The sequence below is a fragment of the Streptomyces sp. NPDC015661 genome (assembly GCF_043077765.1).
Taxonomy (GTDB): domain Bacteria; phylum Actinomycetota; class Actinomycetes; order Streptomycetales; family Streptomycetaceae; genus Streptomyces.
The window spans coordinates 271,219-290,409 of sequence record NZ_JBIBST010000007.1 but is presented as its reverse complement, the minus strand read 5'-3'; the positions used below and the strand labels follow the sequence as shown (position 1 = coordinate 290,409).

Annotated in this window: 15 protein-coding genes; 14 read left to right on the top strand and 1 reads right to left on the bottom strand. The window is 71.4% G+C overall.

Annotated elements, in window-relative coordinates:
- Entirely contained in the window at positions 1-1,179 is a 1,179-nt protein-coding gene (locus ACF07V_RS20710; RefSeq protein WP_392156049.1) for a Glu/Leu/Phe/Val dehydrogenase dimerization domain-containing protein, read from the bottom strand.
- 130 nt (positions 1,180-1,309) lie between these two features.
- Here ACF07V_RS20710 and ACF07V_RS20705 point away from each other — a divergent pair, with 130 nt between their 5' ends.
- The 14 genes from ACF07V_RS20705 (at position 1,310) to ACF07V_RS20640 (ending at position 19,056) form a co-directional block, all read left to right on the top strand.
- A complete protein-coding gene (locus ACF07V_RS20705) occupies positions 1,310-2,515 on the top strand; it encodes an MBL fold metallo-hydrolase (protein WP_392156048.1) in 1,206 nt (401 codons plus the stop codon).
- Between the two features lie 1,309 nt (positions 2,516-3,824).
- Positions 3,825-5,270, top strand: coding sequence for an ABC transporter substrate-binding protein (locus ACF07V_RS20700; RefSeq protein WP_392156047.1), 1,446 nt, complete (start codon positions 3,825-3,827; stop codon positions 5,268-5,270).
- Between the two features lie 30 nt (positions 5,271-5,300).
- A complete protein-coding gene (locus ACF07V_RS20695; protein ID WP_392156045.1) occupies positions 5,301-6,026 on the top strand; it encodes a 2OG-Fe(II) oxygenase family protein in 726 nt (241 codons plus the stop codon).
- 1 nt (position 6,027) lies between these two features.
- Positions 6,028-7,953 carry a B12-binding domain-containing radical SAM protein gene (locus ACF07V_RS20690; RefSeq protein WP_392156044.1) on the top strand — a complete coding sequence of 642 codons (1,926 nt, stop codon included), beginning with the start codon at positions 6,028-6,030 and terminating at the stop codon, positions 7,951-7,953.
- Positions 7,946-9,013, top strand: a complete 1,068-nt coding sequence (locus ACF07V_RS20685) for a HesA/MoeB/ThiF family protein (protein WP_392156042.1) — start codon at positions 7,946-7,948, stop codon at positions 9,011-9,013. The genes ACF07V_RS20690 and ACF07V_RS20685 overlap by 8 nt, the downstream gene beginning before the upstream one ends.
- Positions 9,014-9,056: 43 nt before the next feature.
- Positions 9,057-10,367, top strand: a complete 1,311-nt coding sequence (locus ACF07V_RS20680) for an MFS transporter (protein WP_392156040.1) — start codon at positions 9,057-9,059, stop codon at positions 10,365-10,367.
- 16 nt (positions 10,368-10,383) lie between these two features.
- The gene (locus ACF07V_RS20675; protein WP_392156039.1) at positions 10,384-11,148 is read left to right on the top strand and encodes a class I SAM-dependent methyltransferase; all 765 of its coding nucleotides are present in this window, start codon (positions 10,384-10,386) and stop codon (positions 11,146-11,148) included.
- Between the two features lie 96 nt (positions 11,149-11,244).
- Complete coding sequence (locus ACF07V_RS20670; RefSeq protein ID WP_392156037.1) at positions 11,245-11,985, top strand: 2OG-Fe(II) oxygenase; 741 nt, start codon at positions 11,245-11,247, stop codon at positions 11,983-11,985.
- Complete coding sequence (locus ACF07V_RS20665; protein ID WP_392156035.1) at positions 11,985-13,898, top strand: RiPP maturation radical SAM C-methyltransferase; 1,914 nt, start codon at positions 11,985-11,987, stop codon at positions 13,896-13,898. The genes ACF07V_RS20670 and ACF07V_RS20665 overlap by 1 nt, the downstream gene beginning before the upstream one ends.
- A complete protein-coding gene (locus ACF07V_RS20660) occupies positions 13,895-14,509 on the top strand; it encodes a DUF5825 family protein (protein ID WP_392156034.1) in 615 nt (204 codons plus the stop codon). The genes ACF07V_RS20665 and ACF07V_RS20660 overlap by 4 nt, the downstream gene beginning before the upstream one ends.
- A gap of 81 nt (positions 14,510-14,590) precedes the next feature.
- On the top strand, positions 14,591-15,274 hold the full coding sequence (locus ACF07V_RS20655) for a 2OG-Fe(II) oxygenase (protein WP_392156032.1): 684 nt from the start codon (positions 14,591-14,593) through the stop codon (positions 15,272-15,274).
- Between the two features lie 60 nt (positions 15,275-15,334).
- The gene (locus ACF07V_RS20650) at positions 15,335-16,711 is read left to right on the top strand and encodes a hypothetical protein (protein WP_392156030.1); all 1,377 of its coding nucleotides are present in this window, start codon (positions 15,335-15,337) and stop codon (positions 16,709-16,711) included.
- A gap of 42 nt (positions 16,712-16,753) precedes the next feature.
- On the top strand, positions 16,754-18,373 hold the full coding sequence (locus ACF07V_RS20645) for an ABC-F family ATP-binding cassette domain-containing protein (RefSeq protein WP_392156028.1): 1,620 nt from the start codon (positions 16,754-16,756) through the stop codon (positions 18,371-18,373).
- A gap of 146 nt (positions 18,374-18,519) precedes the next feature.
- A complete protein-coding gene (locus tag ACF07V_RS20640) occupies positions 18,520-19,056 on the top strand; it encodes a hypothetical protein (RefSeq protein ID WP_392156027.1) in 537 nt (178 codons plus the stop codon).
- Positions 19,057-19,191: the final 135 nt, after the last annotated feature.

Genomic DNA, 19,191 nt, shown 5'->3' with positions numbered 1-19,191 from the left:
TCAGTACCAGCCGTAGCGTTCGGCGATGACCGGCAGCCGCTCCTCCACCAGCGCGTGCGCCGCGGCGCGCGGGCTGACGCCGTCCGCCTCCGCCCGGTCGAGCATCCCGCCGACGAGGACCCGCATCGCCTCCCGTACCCGCGCGAAGGCCTGGTCGGCATCGGCCTCGATGTCACCGAAGAGCGTCCACCACCACCAGGCATTGGTGCACGAGTTGACGACCACGTCCGGCAGGACGGTCACGCCGCGCGCGGCGAGCGCCTCCTCGGCCTCGGGCAGGACCGGCATGTTGGCCGCCTCGGCGATCCAGCGGGCGGTGATCCGGCCCTGGTTCGCGGCGTCGATCGCGTACGAGACGGCCGCCGGGACCAGGACCTCGGCGTCGGCGGAGAGCCAGGCGTCCCCGGGCTCCTCGCGGTCGCCGGGCCGCAGTGCCGCACGGTCGACGGCCCCGTGGCCGTCCCGGGCGGCGAGCAGCGCCTCGACGTCGAGGCCGTCGGGGTTCACGATCGTGCCCCGTACGTCGGCGACGGCCACCACCCGCAGGCCGGCCCCGGCCAGGAAGCGGGCGGTCGCCCCGCCCATCGTGCCGAGCCCCTGCACGGACACCCGGGTCCCCGCGTACTCCCGCCCGGCCCGGTCGAGCGCGACGAGCACGGACTCGGCCACCCCGAGGCCGCCGACCAGCTCGTCGAGCCCGATGCCGTCCACCTCGATCGCGAACGCGTCGGCGAGCCGCTTCCGGGCCTCCGCCTCGTCCTCCAGGAGCGGGTACACGGCCTGCACCGAGGAGACGAGCCCGGCCTCGGCCACGGCGCGGTCCACCAGGTCCTGGGTGAGGCCCAGGTCCTCCCCGGTGGTCCAGAACCGCTCGACGTACGGCCGCATCGCGCACAGATAGCGCACCAGCACGCCGTACGCCTCGGGGGAGCAGGGGTCGCAGTCGATGCCGCCCTTGGCGCCGCCCAGCGGCACGTACCGGGCGGAGGGGTCGTAGTGCAGGGCCTCCTTCATGGTCATGCCCCGGGCGAGCCCGGCGACCTCCTCCGCGGTGCACCCCTCCCGCATCCGCAGGCCGCCGCTGGCCACCCCGCGTACCAGTCGGTCGACCACCAGATGGCCCCGGCGCCCGGTCACGTGGTCGGTCCAGGAGACGGACAGAAGGGGGGAAGGAGGCATCGCGGATCTCCTGCGGGACAAGGGCCGGAAGGGTGGGCGTACTGAACAGCGATTCAGTATGACCGACCGCCCGGCCGACTTCGTCCCGGGCCGCCCATAATGGAACGACCCCCAGAGATCAGGAGGTCCTGTGACCGGTACCGGCTCCGACCGTTCGCCACGGGCCCGGCTGCGCGCACTGCGCCCCGAGTCCTTCGGCGCGGAACCCACGGGCGAGCGCCTCGCCCGGATCCGCCGCTCGCCGAACTTCGCGGACGGGATCTTCCAGAACCCCGAACCGGCGCGCCGCGGCCCCTCCGGGTCGAGCATCGAGTTCGCCAAGGTCTACTTCGAGAAGGAGGGACGCGCGCGCCGAGCCCCCACCGGCGCGATCCCCGTCCACCCGACCACCCTGGCCGACCTGGCCCGGCCGCCGGCCACCGGTCTGCGCGTGACCTGGATGGGGCACTCCGGGGTCCTCGCGGAGATCGACGGCCACCGGGTCCTCTTCGACCCGGTCTGGGGCGACCGCTGCTCCCCGTTCCCCTTCGCGGGCCCCAAGCGGCTCCACCCGGTGCCCGTGCCGCTGGCCGAGCTCGGCCCGGTCGACGTGGTCGTGATCTCGCACGACCACTACGACCACCTCGACCTGCCGACGATCAAGGCGCTGGCCGGCACGGACACGGTCTTCGCGGTGCCGCTCGGCGTCGGCGCGCACCTGGAGCACTGGGGCGTGCCCGCGTCCCGGCTGCGCGAGCTGGACTGGAACGAGTCCACCGAGATCGGCGACCTGCGGCTCACGGCCACCCCGGCCCGGCACTTCTGCGGGCGGGGCCTGCGCAACAAGCAGCACACGCTCTGGGCGTCCTGGGTCGTGCGGGGACCGGCCCACCGGATCTTCCACAGCGGCGACACCGGTTACTTCTCCGGCTTCAAGGACATCGGCGCCGCCCATGGCCCCTTCGACGTCACCATGATCCAGATCGGTGCGTACTCGGAGTTCTGGACCGACATCCACATGACGCCCGCCGAGGGGGTCCAGACCCACCTCGACCTCCAGGGAGGCGCTCCGGGCGGCGTACTGCTGCCGATCCACTGGGGCACGTTCAGCCTGGCTCCGCACGCCTGGGCGGAACCGGGGGAGTGGACGCGGGACGCGGCCGAGGAGGCGGGCCAGGCGGTGGCCTTCCCGCACCCCGGCGAGCCCTTCGAACCCGCGGGGAAGCTGCCGGGGGAGTCGTGGTGGCAGGCGGTGTCCCTTCCGATCCCACGGCCGTGGCGCCGGCCCCGGAGCGTCGGGGTCGCGGCGGCCGAGGAGACGCGCAGCGACGATCTCGACCTGGCGGGCGAGGTGTGACATCCGCTGGGGAGGATCTTGGCTTCGTCCTCGTGGTGGGTGAGCCGACCCGGGTGCCGACGGGCTGACCGGGTCCACGCGGAACGTCTTTCTCCCCGGCCGGTCCGTGCCCTGCGGACCTGCGGAGCGACAGCGTGCGGCCGCCCACCGTGGGGATCCGTCGGATCCCGACAGCGTGCGGCCGCCCGCCGTGGGGATCCGTCGGATCAAGCCCGCCCTGGACGACTGCGATCGGTTCGGACTCGCGGAAGTCGAGTCGTCGACGGCGTGGCCGAACGCCTGGGCGACGGGCGCCGACCCTCGGGGGTGCGGCCGTCGTCGCCGGGGCGGTGGACTGCCGCCGATCAGGGCTGCCTCGGCCGGCGAGCCTTGAATGGCCTCGGGACCTGCCCCCCATCCCGCCGGCCGGGGCGGGCCCGACCTCGCCTGAGCCCCTCGACGAGGCGACGCTGTGGGCGCGCAAGGCCGCCACCACCAGCAGCCCGTACGGGACGCAGTACGCCGTCATCGTCGACCAGCCCGTCGTACGGCCCGACGGCTCCACCGGAAGCGAACGCGCGCTCCGCATCGGCTTCGCGGACGGCGTCAGCAAAGACGCCGCTGCCTGTACGTCGCCTGCTCAGCCCCGGCGGCCACCACGGGGACGCCCCGAACGCCCTGTTACGGCCACATCGTGGCCCGAGGTGGCGTGTCCTGTACCGGCGGTCAATACGGGCGGGCCCCGCGACAGCGGTTTTCGGCCGCCTGTCGACGAGCGTGGCCCGACAGGGCCGGCGGGCTCGAAGGTGGGGTCTTCCGGCTCGGCGGTCGCTTCGACCGGCCCCCGCACCGGCCTGCACCGCGCACTTCGGCCGTACATGCGCCTGATTCGGGCCAGTCGTGTGCGGGGTGTGGTCCGCCGAGTTCTGTGAGCGTAGCCTCAAGGGTTTTTCTCCCGGTCGCCGGATGTCGACGGAATTCCGTCCACGGCGAGGAATGTCCTGCTATCTGTGGCGTCCGATTTCCTCCACTCCCTCCCCAGACACTCGTCCGAAATTCAAGGGGTGTGTGACCATCGTCACATGGTGCTGTCTTTCGGCGCCTGATGACGTCTGCCTAAGGTGGCGCCCGCTCTGGAATTCCCATACCGAAGGAGGATGCTGTGGAGCAATCCGTGGATCTGTCCCAGGAAGTAGAAGGAACCGTGGACGAGGCGGACGAGCTCGAATTCGACCGCGAGACCCTGAGCGACTACCTCGCGATGGTTCACCGCTGTTAGTCCAGTGAATTGCCCCGGGCGGAACTCCATTCCGCCCGGGGCGGCCCCGGTGTGAAGAACGAGGTGTCCGTGCTCTCCCGCCTGAATGTTGCCCTGGATTCCATGCCGCTGGCCGGCGACTATCACTGGCCGATCGATTACGACTCCCGACTCGTTGGCGGGGCGCTCGTACGCACCCTTTTCTCGGAATCCGGGGAACCGGCGGAACCGGCCCCCGGCGCCGCCGGGAAGGCGTGGACCCTGGACGACGGCAGGACCTGGCGGGTCCGTCTCGACGAGCGCAGGCGATGGTCGGACGGCGAGCCGCTTCGCGCAGCCCACGCGGAGGCGGCGGTGGCCCGCATCCTCGCTCGCCCCGGCTCCATGGCCGCCCGACTCCTCGACCGGGACGCCGGAGCCGTCCGGGCCGTCGACGGAGCCACCCTCGACTACCGCTTCGCGCAGCCCACCTCCTTCGCCCGGGAGGTGCTCACCCTTCCCCAGTTCGCACCGTTCCGTGTGGCGGTCGACGGGAGGAAGGTGAGCCTCGGGAGCTACGAGGAGGTCGACGGCGGGGCGCACGAGATCCGCCTCGCCCGTCATGACTTCGCCGACGACACCGGGACCGGCCCGGCACCGGGACAGCTCGTCTTCACCCGGCCGGGAAGCCATGGCGACGCTCTGGACGCCTACGGGAACGGGGCTGTGGACATCACGCCCACGACCGGGTTCGGCCAGGAACAGCTCGACCGGTTCGCGGACCATCCGCGCCTGGTGGGTCGTGACGTGTCGATGTTCGGCAGTCTCGAATTCGGCACGCTCGCGACCCGGTTCTCGCAGTCCCCCGACGCCCGGCGGGCGTTGAGCCGCCTCCTGGACCGGGGCCGCCTGGTCGGACGGGTCCCGGGGCTGCTCAAGCCGTGGTCGCAGCGGGTGGACCTGTGGCGGTGCGCGTCGCCCGTCCGGGGCGGAAGCACGGCGGAGGAAGGCCGTCCGGACGACCGGGAGCTCTCCCTCCTCCGCGAGGCCGTGAAGGGCGACCGGGTGATCACCTACGCGGATTTCCCGCCCAACGGGGAAATCGTGGCCGGGATCCGGGACCAACTGGGGGAAGCGCTGGGGATCGAGGTCGCGATCCGACCCGTAGCATTCCCCGCGTACGTGCGGACCGTCGTCAGCGGCAATTACGACATGCTCTACACCTTGACGACAGCAGATTTCCCGCATATCGCCGCCCTGCTCACGCCCTGGCACTCGCGCGGTGTGGCCGGAGCTCGTACCGGGCTGTGCGACCCCGTTCTCGACCGGCTCCTCGATCGGGCACGCGCCTGCCTGGATCCGGCTGCCGCCGGGACGGAATGGGACCGGGCCGGCGAGCGGTGGCTCGACCTGATGCCCAGGATTCCGCTGGTTCAGGTGAGGGTCAACTGCGTGTATTCGGAGAAGGTCAGGGAATTGGAGATCTCGGGGGCGGGATTCTTCGACTTCGATCGAATGTCGACGAACTGTGCGGAATGACGGCGAGGGCTCGGAGTGAGGGGAAAAGGTATGCAACGGGATGTGTCGCACCCCGGCGGGACGAGAAGCTTCGACCGGCTTCCCGCCCAGGCGATCACCTCGGTCAATCCGGAACACCTCACCTCGGACGCCCTGACGGAACTGGGTGACTGGTTCCGGACCCGGCCGACGGAGCCGAAGGTCTACCGGGACTTCCTGAGGGAGGACCTGGCCCGGGCCATGGGCGAGACGATGCGCGAACTACCCGTCTGGGAGCGGTACAGCGCGGTGCAGCGCCAGAAGGACGACCCGCCCACCGCCGGACACTTCGTCGCCCGGTCGCTGCCCGACTGCCTGGTCGACGGACGCCTCCGGCCGGAACACCGGAAGGCGCTCCGCACCTTCCTCTCGTTCGCCGTCATGTCCGGAGCCCTCCAGACCTGGATCCAGGAGGGCATCGGCGTACGCCTCGACCCCACGCGATCCAGTCTGGAACTGGCGGCCTACCGGACCGGGGACCACATCGAGGAGCACCAGGACCTGCTGCCCGGCCGCATCCTCGCGGTGAACTTCTACCTCGACGAGACGTACCGGACCGGATCGGGCGGGCGCCTCGCGTACCGCAACGAGGACGGCCGGGAGTTCTTCGTCGACCCGCTGTTCAACACCTTCGCGCTCATCCCGATCCTTCCGGACTCCTACCACCGGGTCGAGCCGTACCAGGAGCCGGACATGGGGCGGTTCACCGTGAGCGTCGGCCAGCACCGGGTCGTCTGACATGGACCTCGCAGCGCACCACACTCACCCCGCCGATGTGGCCCTGCTGTTCCCGCCGCTGGTGGAGACGAGCTTCGGCAGCCTGTACCCGGCCCCCGCCGTGCTCGCCGGATACCTCGCCGACAAGGGGATCACGACCCACCAGGTCGATCTGAACGAGCTCTTCGCCGAGTACCTGCTCAGCCCGCCCGTGCTCGCCGACCTCGGCGCGGGCGTGGTTCCGGGCGTGCCGGCCGACTCGCTGAGCGCGGCAGCGGCACGGCTGTGCACGCGCTACCGCGACCGGCTCATCGACGCCGACGGGCGGCACCACTTCGGCGCCGGCTCGGAGTACGGGTACCTGCTCGAGATCCTCGCGCAGCCGTACTCGCTGGACCCCGACGAGACCGTCCTCGGCCCGCTCCGGGTCGGCAACGGCCTCGGCCGGGCCTACCGGGACTTCTACGAGTGGGCGGGTGTCGCCGACGGAATCGGCGACGAGACCCTCATGGTCGGCATCTCCGTCCCCATGGGCCCGCAGCTCTTCCCCGCCCTCGTCCTCGCCGCCCATCTCAAGTCCGTGCGGCCCCGCCTCCGATGTGTGCTCGGCGGCCCTGCCCTGAGCCTCATGGACGACGGCGACCTGGAGAGGCTGCTCCGCTCCCACTCCGCCGTCGACTGCGTCGTGCGCTTCGACGGCGAACAGCCGCTGCTCTCCCTCGCCGAAGGCCTGCGCGCCGGTGCGTGGAGCCCCGGGACGGTCCCGGGGGTCACCTGCCTGAGCCGCGGCCGGCTGATACAGGTGCCGCCGGGCGTCGGGCCGAACCTCAACACGCTGCCGCCGCCGAAGTACTCCAGGAGCGCGCTGGGCCGGCTCGCGAATCCGACCATGAGCATCACGCAGGCGCGTGGCTGCTACTGGGGGAAGTGCGACTACTGCGACTTCGTGGAGCTGTACGACGGGAGTCCGCCGTTCCGGGGGCGTCACCCGGGGAACTTCGTCGACGAGGTGGAGCACCTCGTCGCCGAGTTCGGGATCGAACGCTTCAACTTCGTGACCGAGTCGATCCCGCCCGCCTTCGCGCGGCGCATGAGCACTCTGCTCATCGAACGCGGAATCAAGATCACCTGGAACTCCTTCGCCATGGTGGACCGGCGTTTCGACCGCGACCTCCTCTTCCTCATGAAGGAGGCGGGCTGCGAGTTCCTGGTGATCGGCATGGAGACCATGGTCACCCGGGTGCTGAAGCTCGTACACAAGTCCGCCGACCGGGAGGAGAACATCCGGTTCCTCCGGGACGCGCGGGACGCGGGGATGCGACTGCAGGTCAACCTCATCCCCGACCTGCCGTCCACGACGTACGAGGAAGCCATGTCCACACTCGTGGACATGGAGGGACTGACCGACTGCGTCGACGGCATCTCGGTCTTCCCGTTCGAGGCGACCCGCTCGTCGAACGTCGGCAGGAACCCCCAGGACTTCGGGCTGCTGGCGGCAGGGGGCGGCCAGGCAGCCGGCCAGTCCCAGTACGCGCTCAACCACTTCGACAACGTCGACCCGGCGATGACCCCGGAGCAGCGCAGCGAGGTCCACCGCCGGTACCGCGAGTACGCCCACCGCGTCAACGCCCGCAGCTCCTCGGACGCTCCGGACTCGCGGGGCATCGAGCGCGACACCCTCGTACGCATCGCCCAGGAGAAGCTCGACGTGCTCGACACCGGCGACAAGCTGGTCTGCACACACATGGGTACGCGCGAGCGGGTGACCGTGCCGGTGGCGTTCTCGCGCGCCCTGGAGCCCTATCTCGACGGCTCCTGGTTCACGCGCGGGGATCTGTCGGACCGTCTCGGCGAGGAACGCTCCAGCGCCCTGATCCGCAATCTGGCGGCCTCCCGCATGCTGGTCGTCTCCGGCCCGGCAGCGGCCGGAGGGGGTTCCCGTGGCTAGCCCGACGGACGAGTACCCCGCCACGCCGGGGCGCCGCCTCCGCCTGGTGGAGAGCGTCGTCGCCGTGCCCGCTTCCGACGGCCTCCGGTTCGTCCAGGGGGCGCGAGCCCTGCATGTCAGGGGACCTGCCGCCCGCCTCGGGAAGCTGGCCGAACGGCTCCGGGCCGGACTCGACGAACGCGACCTCCACGGCGCCCGACTGGCCGGCCTGGCAGGGGAGCTGAAGTCGCTGGGGTGGCTGACCGAGCACCCGCCGCACCGCACGGAGGAACCCTCCGCGACCGAACGCCAGCAGGGATACCTGACGGTCTTCGGGCCGGACGCGCCGCTCATGCAGTCCCGCATCGAGGCGGCCCGCGTGGCCGTGCTCGGCGTCGGCGGAGTGGGCACCGTCGTCGCGCAGCACCTGGTCGGTGCCGGCGTCCGACGGCTGTGGCTGGTGGACTTCGACACGGTGGCCCTGCACAACCTCAACCGCCAATTCCTGTTCGGGCTCGGGGACGTGGGCACCCCGAAGGTCGAGGCCGCTGCCGCCGCCCTGCGCCGGCTGAACCCCCGGATCGACGTGACGGGCCTCCACCGCCGGGTCGAGGAGGCCGCGGACCTGACGGTCCTGCCCGCGGACCTCGACCTGCTCGTGGTGGCGGCCGACACCCCCCGCACCATCGTCGGCATCGCCTGGCTCTGGGCGCGGGAGTACGGTGTGCCCGTCCACATGGCAGCCGTCGGCTTGGAGAGCGGGTACTGGGGGCCGCTGCTCATTCCGGACCGGGGTCATTGCTGGTCGTGTTTCGAGCGGGGCCGTCGCGCCCGTCTGCCCGCCGGGCAGGCCGCGTTGGAGGACGCCGACCTGGCCCCCACCCCGTACTCCTTCGGTCCCTCGAACACGGTCATCTCCGCACTCCTCGCGCACGACGCCCTTGAGTACCTGGCGACGGGCCGGTGCCCGTCGGAGAACCGGCGGGGCCGACTGGCACTGGACGGGACGCCCGTGGGCTTCCTGGAGGGGCTGCCCTGTGAATGCGCCGACGGAACGGTCGGCGGTCGGACCGGCCGGTGAGAAGCACCGTCGCCGGCATGAGGAAAGTGAAGGGTACGAGCACGTGGCTGAGAACGTCTCGCTGAGGGAGACCGGGTTCTTCCGTTTGTGGACGGCGGAATCCGTCTCCCTCGCGGGTGCGCAGGTGACCGCGTTCGCGCTGCCGCTGGTGGCCGTGATCACGCTGGACGCCAGCGCCTGGGAAATGGGGCTGCTCAGCGCGGTGGGCTCCGCCGCCGCGCTGATCTTCGGGCTGTCCGCCGGAGCGTTGTCGGACCGGTACGAACGCCGGGCGGTGATGCTCGTCGCCAACATGGCGCGATCACTCGTCCTGCTCCTGATCCCGGGCCTCTACTTCCTGGACATGCTGACGCTCTACGCGATGGCGGCGGTCGCCTTCACCGTGGCGGCACTGACGCTCGTCTTCGACAGCGCGATGGCGAGCTACACCCCCCGCCTGGTCGGGAAGCACAACCTCGCCCGGGCCAACTCGTGGATGCAGGGCACCGTCTCGGTCGGCCACGTCGCGGGCCCCGGACTCGCCGGCGTCCTGGTGCAGGTCCTCGGCGCGCCGGTGACCCTGCTGATCGACAGCGCGAGCTATCTCGTCAGCAGCGTCAACCTGATCAGGATGCCGAAGGCGGCTCCCGAGCGGGAGGCCGGGGAGAAGCCGGAACCGCACCTCCATGCCGTCATGAGCGGTCTCCGCCTCCTCGCCCGCGACCGGATCCAGCGGCCGATCATCATCGGCGCCGCCCACTTCAACTTCTTCACGGCAATGTTCTTCACGCTGTACACGCTCTACACGATCAAGGTGCTCGGGTTCAGCTCGATGCTCTTCGGCGCCCTGACCATGATCGGTGGGGCCTCCGGTCTCCTCGGGGCGGCCCTGGCCCCACGTGCCGGAAAGAAGTTCGGCATGGGGACGACGCTCGTCACGGTCTTCGTCCTGCCGGGCGTCACCGGACTGCTCATCCCGGCCGCGGTCGCCGTGAACAAGCCCATGGCCGCGTTCTTCGTCGGAGTCTCCGCGTTCGTCTGGTCGTTCGCCGTGGTGATCAACCTGATCCTCAGCGAGACCATCAAGCAGGCCCTCGTACCGGACCGCTTCCTCGGCCGGGTCACCTCGGCGACGCGCTTCGTGGCCTCGGGCGTGGAGCCCTTCGGGGCACTCGTGGGCGGCGCCCTGGCGGCGAGCTCCTTCGGCATCCCGCGCACCCTCGTACTCGCCTCGGTCGGCCTGATGACCTCGGCCCTCTGGCCGTTCTTCAGCGATGTGCGCGGGCTCAAGGACATCGAGGGCCACGAGACGGCGGAAGCGGCGGACGAAGGCGGGGTCCCGGTGCCGGTGCGGGAAGACGGTGGAAGTCGATGAGCAGCGAGGGAGCGACATGCTGACGAGTGGCTACGACGGGCCGGCCGCCCGGCTCTACGACATGGTCTATTCGGGACGTGCGCGCGACTGGGCGCCCCGCATCCGGGCCTTCCACGAGGCGCACGGGACGCCGGACGGTCCCAGGACCGTCATCGACCTGTGCTGCGGCAACGGGCACCTCCTGCGCCACTTCGTGACCGAGGGGTACACCGGGATCGGCGTCGACCTCTCGGCCGACATGCTGGAGATGGCGCGCAAGAACCTCAAGGACGTGGACCACGACCGCTACGACCTGATCGAGGCGGACGTCTCCCGGGTGGCCCTGCCGGCCGGATGCGCGGGTCTGGTGGTCTCCACGGTCGACGCCCTCAACCACCTGCCCGGGCCTGCGGAGTTCCGGGACTGCGTGCGGACGGTCGCGGGCGCCCTCGCGCCCGGCGGGCACTTCGTCTTCGACCTGCTGACGCCCGCCGGTCTCGCCGACGCCAACCAGGTGGGAGCCACCGTCCTGGACGACCACGTGGTGGTGAGCCGCGGTGTGTTCCTTCCGGAACAGTCGCGGTCCCACTCCCGCGCCACGGGGTTCCTCCGCCGCAAGGACGGCCTGTACGAGCGGTTCGACCTCAACGCGACGCGCTACGCCTTCACGCCCGAGGAGGTCGAGGCGGTGCTGCGCGAGGAGGGCTTCTCCCATGTCCACCGCGCCCGGATCGAGGACCTGGGGACGCCGCTGACGGATGTCGGGCGGGACGAACGGGTGTTCTTCGTGGCCCGCCGCTGAACCCGAGCCCCCACTGGGCCCGGCCCTGCCGCCGAACCCGGGGCCCCGCCACGGTTTCCGTGGCCCCGCCCGTGCGAAACGCCTAAGGAGAGACGGATGAAGGTCGGCGCAATGAGCGAGTCATCGCTGCGCATCGTACGTCGCTTTGTCAATCCGGAGTACCTGGAGCCGGAGGTCCGCGCCGAACTGCACACCTGGCACAAGCAGGGCACGGGCGGGCCCCGTACGCTCCCCGGTTTCCTGCGCGACGACTTCGCCACGGCACTGGGGGACGCCCTCCACGCGCTGCCCTACTGGGTGCGCTACGCGTCGGTGTACGAGGGGGACGTCCGCACCCGGGAGGTGCCCGAGGAGGAGTGGGACGGGCACCCCGACAAGGCGGCCCGCCACTACCTGATACGGCCCATGCTGGCCGCCGTGGAGTCGCCGGACGTGCCGGAGGAGCACCGCACGGTGCTCCGGCAGTTCCTGGCGTTCGTCGTCACCGGACCCCACTTCCTCTCCTGGGTGGCGGGCGTCGTCGGCGACTCGCTGGAGCCGCGCACCTCGTTCGAGTTCACCCGTTACGGCACCGGGGACCACATCACACCGCACCACGACCTGATCCCGGGGCGGGCGCTCGCCGCCAACTTCTATCTGGACAACCGCTACACCGCATCCGCCGGAGGCCGCCTCTGGTTCCGTGAGGCCGACGGCCGGGACCACGTCACCGAGCCGGAGTTCAACAGCTTCACCATGATCCCGATCCGTGACGGCTGCCGGCACTGGGTGGAGCCGTACACCGGCTCCGAACCGGGCCGGTACACCGCGAACCTGCAGATCCACCGGGAGTACTGATGGAGAGTGCGGACACCATGACCAGGGGCACGGCGGTCCTCCCGAGGACCGGACTCCGGGTGCTGTTCGTGTGCATGCCGTGGGCCTCGCTCGACATGCCGTCCCTCGCGCTGAGCACGCTGGCGCCGGTCGCCGGCGACTCGGACGACGTGGCGGCGGTGGACGTCCACTACGCCAACCTCCCCTGGGCCGACTACGTCCACGAGGAGAGCGAGGGCCGCATCGGCGCCCAGGAGTACGACGACATCGCCCGCGGGGACAACCTCGCCCTGGGGGAGTGGGTGTTCTCCTCGGCGTTGTACGGCCCCGATGTCGCCGAGGAGACCGCATTCCACCGCGCGATGACCAGGCAGGGTGTCGACCTCACCCTGGCGTCCGAGATGTACCGGCTCGCGCCCCGGTTCGTGCGCGAGCTTGCGCGCACGGTGGTGGACGGCGGCTACGACGTCGTCGGGCTGACCTCCACCTTCGACCAGAACATCCCGTCGCTGGCGCTGGCCCGCGAGATCAAACGGCTGAACGCGCGCGTGGTCACCGTCCTCGGAGGCGCCAACTGCGACGGCGTGCAGGGTGCGGCGCTGCACCGGAACTTCCCCTTCCTCGACTACGTCGTGCGGGGTGAGGCCGAGCTGGTTCTGCCACGGCTGCTCCGGTCGCTCGCGGCGGACCAGGCAGAGCGGGACGAGGCCGCCCGCCGTACCGAACTCGCCAAGATCAAGGGACTCTGCTGGCGTACGTCCGAGGGGGAGTCGGTGGCCACCGCGCTCGGCCACACGATGGTCCCGATGGTCAAGGTCCCCTCGCCCGACTTCAGCGCGTACTTCGACGCCCTGGCGGCGGCCGAGGTCTCCGCCGACCTGCACCCGAAGGTCCAGGTGGAGGGAGGGCGGGGCTGCTGGTGGGGCGAGAAGCACCACTGCACCTTCTGCGGCCTCAACGGCTCCCTCATGACCCACCGGTCTAAGCCCGCCGACCGGGTGCTCGCGGAGATCAAGGACGCGGTGGAACGGCACCGCGTCCTCGACATCGTCTTCGCCGACAACATCCTCGACATGGCCTACCTCAAGTCGCTCATGCCGCCCCTGGGGGAGCTCGGCTGGGATCTGCGGATGTTCTTCGAGGTCAAGTCGAACCTCACGTACACCCAGCTGCGCGGTCTGGCCGACGCCGGCGTGACCCAGATCCAGCCCGGCATCGAGAACCTCAGCTCGCGCGTCCTGCAGCTGATGCGCAAGGGCGTCACCGCCTGGCAGAACATCCGGCTGCTGCGGGACTGCCGGACCCTGGCCATCTGGCCGGGCTGGAACCTGCTCTACGGCTTCCCCGGCGAGCGCGCGGAGGACTACGAGCCGCTCGTCGAGCAGCTCGACCACCTCGTCCACCTCTTCCCGCCGGAACGCATCATGCCGATCATGCTCACCCGCTTCAGCCCCTACTTCGACGACCCCGAACTGGGCATGGAGAACCACGGGCCCTCCCGACTCCTGAGCACCGTCTACCGGCTGCCGCAGGAGGAGCTCGACGAGCTGGTGTACGTCTTCGACAGCGCGCCCGCCGGCATAGCCCCCGACCTGGCGTCGCGCCTCGTCAAAGGCATCGACGCGTGGAAGCAGGCCCACGCCGGAGCCCGCCTGGTCGCCATGGAGGAGGGGGCGACCCTCCGCATCGTGGACGAGCGGCGCCGCGAACGCCCGCGCGAGTACACGTTGACGGAGACCTGGCAGGTGGTGGCCTACAGGGCGCTCCTGAAGGGCCGCTCCTTCAAGGCGCTCGGCGACCGCCTCAGGGACGCCGGCGTACACCCCGGCGACGCGGCGGTGCGCGAGCTGCTCGACGACTGGTACGAGGCCGGCCTGGTCTTCCGGGACGAGGACAACCACGTCGCGCTCGCGACGGGTCTGGAGTACGCATGACCGCCCCCGCCACGGGCAGCGCCGTCCGCACGGCGCAGCCGACCGCCGAGAGGCCCGCACGCCGGGGCCTGTTCGTCCCCCGGCACCCCGCCGCACGGTACTCCCGCGACGAACTGGTCACCCTGGCGCGGTCCGGCGTTCGGGGCTTCCGCCTCACCGAGCCGGTGACCCTCACCGCCGACGCCCCCGAGACCGCCGCCCGGCACCTGTGCGCGCTGCGGGACGCCGCGGCCGTCGGCCTCCGCACCATCTGGCAGGGCACCCTGCAGGGCATCCCGACGGCACAGCTTCACCACCTCGACCCGCCGCGGGGAGCGGACCGGACGCTGCTCTGGCCGGTGCCGCACGGCCCCCGGCTGACGCTGCGGCACGGGCCGGGATACCTCCAGGTCGAGGACCGCCGGGAAGGGAACACCGTACGCCGCTTCCTCATCGACTCTCCGCAGGAGGTCAGGGCCCTCAGTGAGCCCGCCCTCTCCTGCGTCGCCGAGCCGGAGCTGAGCCCGGACGACCTCGCCGCCGTGCGCTCCCTGGCCGACCGCGGACTCTTCCTGCGCATCGGCACCGTGTGGTTCGCCCTTCCCGTGCGCTTCCGGTACGCCCGCAGTTGACCCCCGAGGAGACCTCACGTGAACCCGACGCCCGAAACGATCCGTGAACCTGACACATTCATGCGCCGGTTCGCGTCATTCGTGAACCCGGAACACCTGCGGTCGGCGGACAGGCTGGCGGCCTGGATCCGGAGCGAGCCCGCCGAGCCGCTGGTGTTCCGGAACTTCCTCGTGGAGGACCGGGCCCGCGCCGTCGCGCGGGCCATGCGCGCCATCGACGTCTGGTCGCGCTGCGCCACCACGTACCACGGGACGACGGGCGCGACCGAGATCACCGAGGCCGAGTGGGCGGACCATCCCGACCGCGCGGCACGGCACTTCGTGGCCCGGCCCCTGGGCCGCGTCCTCGAACCGGGCGCGCTGGCGGACGCCTCCCGCAAGGCGGTCGAGCAGTTCTTGGCGTTCGCGGTGCTCCAGGGGCCGCTGCGCGCCTGGCTCTCCGCCGGAACCGGCATCGAACTCGACGGCCGCTCCACGGTCGAGTTCGCCTGCTACAGCGCCGGCGACGAGATCCGCCCGCACCAGGACCTGCTGCCCGGCCGGGTCATGGCCGTGAACTTCTATCTGGACGAGAACTACCGGCAGGGCACCGGCGGGCGGCTCGGGTACCGGAACGAGACGGGTGAGGAGTTCTTCGTCGATCCGCTCTTCAACACGTTCTCCCTGATCCCCGTCCGTGAGAAGTGCTGGCACTGGGTCGAGCCCTTCCAGGGCGAGGGCGTGGGGCGTTACACGGTGAGCATCGGCCAGAACCGTTCCGTCTGACCGGCAGTCCGTCCGACAACACCATCGGCCCCGTGCCGAGATCGTGGAAGGAAAGCGGTGGTGGAGCCCACTGAACTCCTCGGCGCCGTAAGGCGGTTCTACCGGGGACGCAAGGTCGTCCTGGTGGGACAGCCGTTGTCCCAGTACGCCCGGCAGATCGAGGCCCTGCGCGAGGCCGGCGCGTACAGCCCCTTCGTGGTCGCGAGCGGCCCGGGACCCGGGCCCGCCCCGGAGCCGCACGTGGACCACTTCATGGTGCGGCTGAGCACCGCGAGCCACACGGAGACCTCGCGCTCCACCGAGGAGCTGCTGGCCGATCCACCCGCCGCCCTGCGCGCAGCCCTCGACGCGTACGACCCGGACGGGACCGCGATCGTCCTGTGCGAGGCAAACATCACGACGCGTACGTTCTGCGGCCGGACGATCGCGGACGCCCAGCCGGAGGTCCTCACCAGGATCGCCGACTGGGACGAGGAGGACCTCCTCTGGGAGTCCGTGGGGGTGCGCCGGCCGCCGTCCTCCGTCGTCCGCTCCGAGGCGGGCGAACTCGCCCGGGCCCACGAGCGGCACGACCTGGGCCAGGGCACGCTCTGGCGCGCCGACCCCCGCGCCGGGATGCACGTCGCCATGGAGCAGACCCGGCTGGTCCGCGAGGGGACCGAACTCACCCGCGCGGCGCGGTGGGCGCGGGACCACGCCGATCGCATCCAGGTCTCCTCGTTCGTCACGGGAGTCCCCGTCGCCGTCAACGGCTTCGTCACGGCCGACGGGACCGCCGTCCTGCGCCCCTACGAGGAGCTGCTCTTCCGGCAGGACGAGCACCTCCGCTTCGCGGGCTGTTCCACCCACTTCGACCCCGCGCTGACGGACCGGGAGCGGCTGCGGCGGCTGACCACCGAGGTCGGTGACTACCTCTCCCGCACCTTCGGCTTCCGCGGCTCCTTCCACGTCAGCGGCCTCCTGGGCGGCGCGGGCTTCGTGCCGCACGCCCTGGTGCCGCGCGCCGGATCGGTGATGGGCCTGATGTCCCGGTTCCTTCCCTGGCTGCCTCTCGTCCAGGCGGTCCTCATCCACGGCGGGGACGCCGCGCCCCGCGCGAGCGAGCTGGAGGGAGAGCTGCTCCAGCACCTGGAGGCCCAGCGTTGCGCGGCCATCGCCATCCATACCGCGGTGCGACCGGACCCGGATGTGCGTACGCTCTGGCTGGTACGAGGCGAGACAGCCGTCAGGGCCGCCGGGGGCGGTGAGCACAGCGACGCCTGTCTGGTGCATTCGGGGACCGGCGGCGACGGTGCGCTGGTGGCGCTGATCGCGGGCCCCGCGTTCGCAGGGGTGGGCGAGAGCCTGGCCCCCCTGGTGTCGGAGGCGTTCGCACTGGCCGACGATCGCTGGGGGACCGGAATCGGCTCCCTCACCCCGGCGGGTCTGCTGCGATGACGGAACAGCGTTGCCCGGAACTGAGAGAGCGGTCGGAGACACATGGGATTCCTGGAGTTCAACGGCGTCGGGTGGGACCTTCCTGATGGTCGGGTACTCCTTCAGGACGTCAACTTCACGGTGAGCGCCGGAGAAGTGGCGGTCCTGGTCGGAGCCAACGGCGTGGGCAAGAGCACGCTCGTCGGCATCGCGGGGGGAAGCGTCGCACCGCGTCACGGCGCCGTGAACGCGCAGGGAGGCCTCGCCCTGATGCCCCAGTTCATCGGCTCGGTGCGGGACGACACCACGGTCCGCGACCTCCTGCTCGCCGCCGCGCCGGCGCGCATCAAGGAGGCCGCGGCGGCGGTGGACGCCCTCGAACTCCAGATGATGGAGCGCGACGACGAGCGGATCCAGATGCGCTACGCCGACGCCATCATGGCCTGGGGCGAGGCCGGCGGCTACGACATCGAGGTGCTGTGGGACGTCGTCACCACCGCCGCGCTCGGCGCCTCCTTCGACCGGGTCCGCTTCCGCCAGGTGAACACCCTCTCCGGTGGTGAGCAGAAGCGGCTCGTCCTGGAGGCGCTGTTCCGGGGGCGGGAGCAGGTGCTCATCCTCGACGAGCCCGACAACTACCTGGACGTGCCGGGCAAGCGCTGGCTGGAGGAGCAGCTGGCCGCGACGGACAAGGTCGTCCTCATGGTCAGCCACGACCGCGAGCTGCTGGGCAATGTGTCGACGAAGGTCGTCACCGTCGAGGGCCGCAGCGCCTGGGTCCACGGCGGCTCCTTCACCGGCTGGCGGGCCGCCCGCCAGGCCCGGCAGGACCGGCTGGCCGAGCTCCACCGCCGCTGGGACGAGGAGCACGAGCGACTGAAGGAGCTGGTGATCCGCCTGCGGGAACAGGCCAAGCTCAGCGCCGCGATGGCTCCCCGCTACCGGGCGGCACTGACCAGGCTGCGCCGGTACGAGGACGAGGGCCGGCCCCCTGAGATCCCCCGCGAGCAGCAGGTCAGGCCCCGCCTGGAGGGCGGGCGCACGGGCACCCGCGTCCTCACGTGTGAGGGGCTGGGCCTCACCGGACTCATGGACCCCTTCGACGTGGAGATCTTCTACGGGGACCGGGTGGCCGTCCTCGGATCGAACGGCTCCGGGAAGAGCCATCTGCTGAGGCTGCTGGCCGGAGACGAGGTGGCACACACCGGCCGCTGGAAACTCGGCGCCCGCGTCGTCGTCGGCTTCTTCGCCCAGACCCACCAGCATCCGGAGTGGATCGGCCGGACGCTGGTCGACATCATGGGACGCGGCGAGGGCACCCGGGACGGCCTGGACCGCGGCGCCGCGGTCGGCGTGCTCTCCCGGTACGAACTGGCCGGAGCGGCCGACCAGCGCTTCGAGACCCTGTCCGGAGGACAGCAGGCCCGGTTCCAGGTGCTGCTCCTCGAACTCGGTGGCGCCACACTCCTGCTCCTGGACGAGCCGACCGACAATCTCGACCTGGTGTCGGCGGAAGCCCTGCAGAATGCCGTGGAACAGTTCAACGGAACCGTGATGAGTGTGACGCACGACCGCTGGTTCGCCGGTTCCTTCGACCGCTTCCTCCTCTTCCGTTCGGACGGCACGGTGGTGGAGACGGACGAGGCGGTCTGGGACGAGAGCAGGGTGGCCAGGGAGCGCTAAGTAGCCGAAGGGCGGGCGAGGACGGGGCCGTGGCCGTCCGTCCCCGCGTGCGACAGAGGTAGGGCGGGCCTGGCCGGCTCCGTCCGGGGTGGTTCCTCGGCGTGGCACCCCGCCTCCCGGGGCCGGACGTCGGCATCCTTGCGGCCATGAGCGACGGCAGCGGTGGCGGCGGCGAGGTCGGAACGTACGAGGTCCAGGCCTCGGCCCGCGGGTGGCTCACGCTCCAGCTGGCGGCCCTGGGCTTCGTCGGCCTGTGCGGCGCGCTGAAGGCCGGCGGCTCCGGCACGTCCGCAGCCCCGAACGGCGTGGAGGCGCTGGCGGGCGTCCTGGTGCTGCTGGCCCTGGTCCTGGCCTGCCTGGCGGTCTACCTCGTCGGCCGCACCGCCTGGCCGCACTCCGCGGCCCCCGACGCCCCGGCACGCGCCGCCCACCGCCTGCGTACGGGCCTGGTCCTCACCTTCGCCACGGTCCTCCTGACGGCCCTCGCCGCCACCAGCTCCTGGTGGCCCACCCCCGAGGCGCCCACCACGGCCGTCGAGGTCACCACCTCGGCCGGCACCCTGTGCGGCGAACTCACCCGCGGCAGCGGTGCGCTGGCCCTGACGGTGCAGGGCCGCACCGTCGACATCCCCGTCACCGAGGTGCTGTCGGTGACCCCGGTGGCCGGCTGCGCGAGCGCGTGACGGGGGTGCAGGGCCGCACCGTCGACATCCCCGTCACGGAGGTGCTGTCGGTGACCCCGGTGGCCGGCTGCGCGAGCGCGTGACGGGCCCGGGGGACCGCACGATGTGCGTCCGCACCCCTCTTCCCGCGCGTCT

What these genes read in the sequence shown, in the direction of transcription:
- ACF07V_RS20710 (WP_392156049.1), bottom strand. Translation starts at nt 1,179, where the DNA reads ATGCCTCCTTCCCCCCTTCTGTCCGTCTCCTGGACCGACCACGTGACC.
- ACF07V_RS20695 (WP_392156045.1), top strand. Translation starts at nt 5,301, where the DNA reads ATGCAACGGGATGTGTCGCACCCCGGCGGGACGAGAAGCTTCGACCGG.
- ACF07V_RS20690 (WP_392156044.1), top strand. Translation starts at nt 6,028, where the DNA reads ATGGACCTCGCAGCGCACCACACTCACCCCGCCGATGTGGCCCTGCTG.
- ACF07V_RS20675 (WP_392156039.1), top strand. Translation starts at nt 10,384, where the DNA reads ATGCTGACGAGTGGCTACGACGGGCCGGCCGCCCGGCTCTACGACATG.
- ACF07V_RS20670 (WP_392156037.1), top strand. Translation starts at nt 11,245, where the DNA reads ATGAAGGTCGGCGCAATGAGCGAGTCATCGCTGCGCATCGTACGTCGC.
- ACF07V_RS20665 (WP_392156035.1), top strand. Translation starts at nt 11,985, where the DNA reads ATGGAGAGTGCGGACACCATGACCAGGGGCACGGCGGTCCTCCCGAGG.
- ACF07V_RS20660 (WP_392156034.1), top strand. Translation starts at nt 13,895, where the DNA reads ATGACCGCCCCCGCCACGGGCAGCGCCGTCCGCACGGCGCAGCCGACC.
- ACF07V_RS20645 (WP_392156028.1), top strand. Translation starts at nt 16,754, where the DNA reads ATGGGATTCCTGGAGTTCAACGGCGTCGGGTGGGACCTTCCTGATGGT.
- ACF07V_RS20640 (WP_392156027.1), top strand. Translation starts at nt 18,520, where the DNA reads ATGAGCGACGGCAGCGGTGGCGGCGGCGAGGTCGGAACGTACGAGGTC.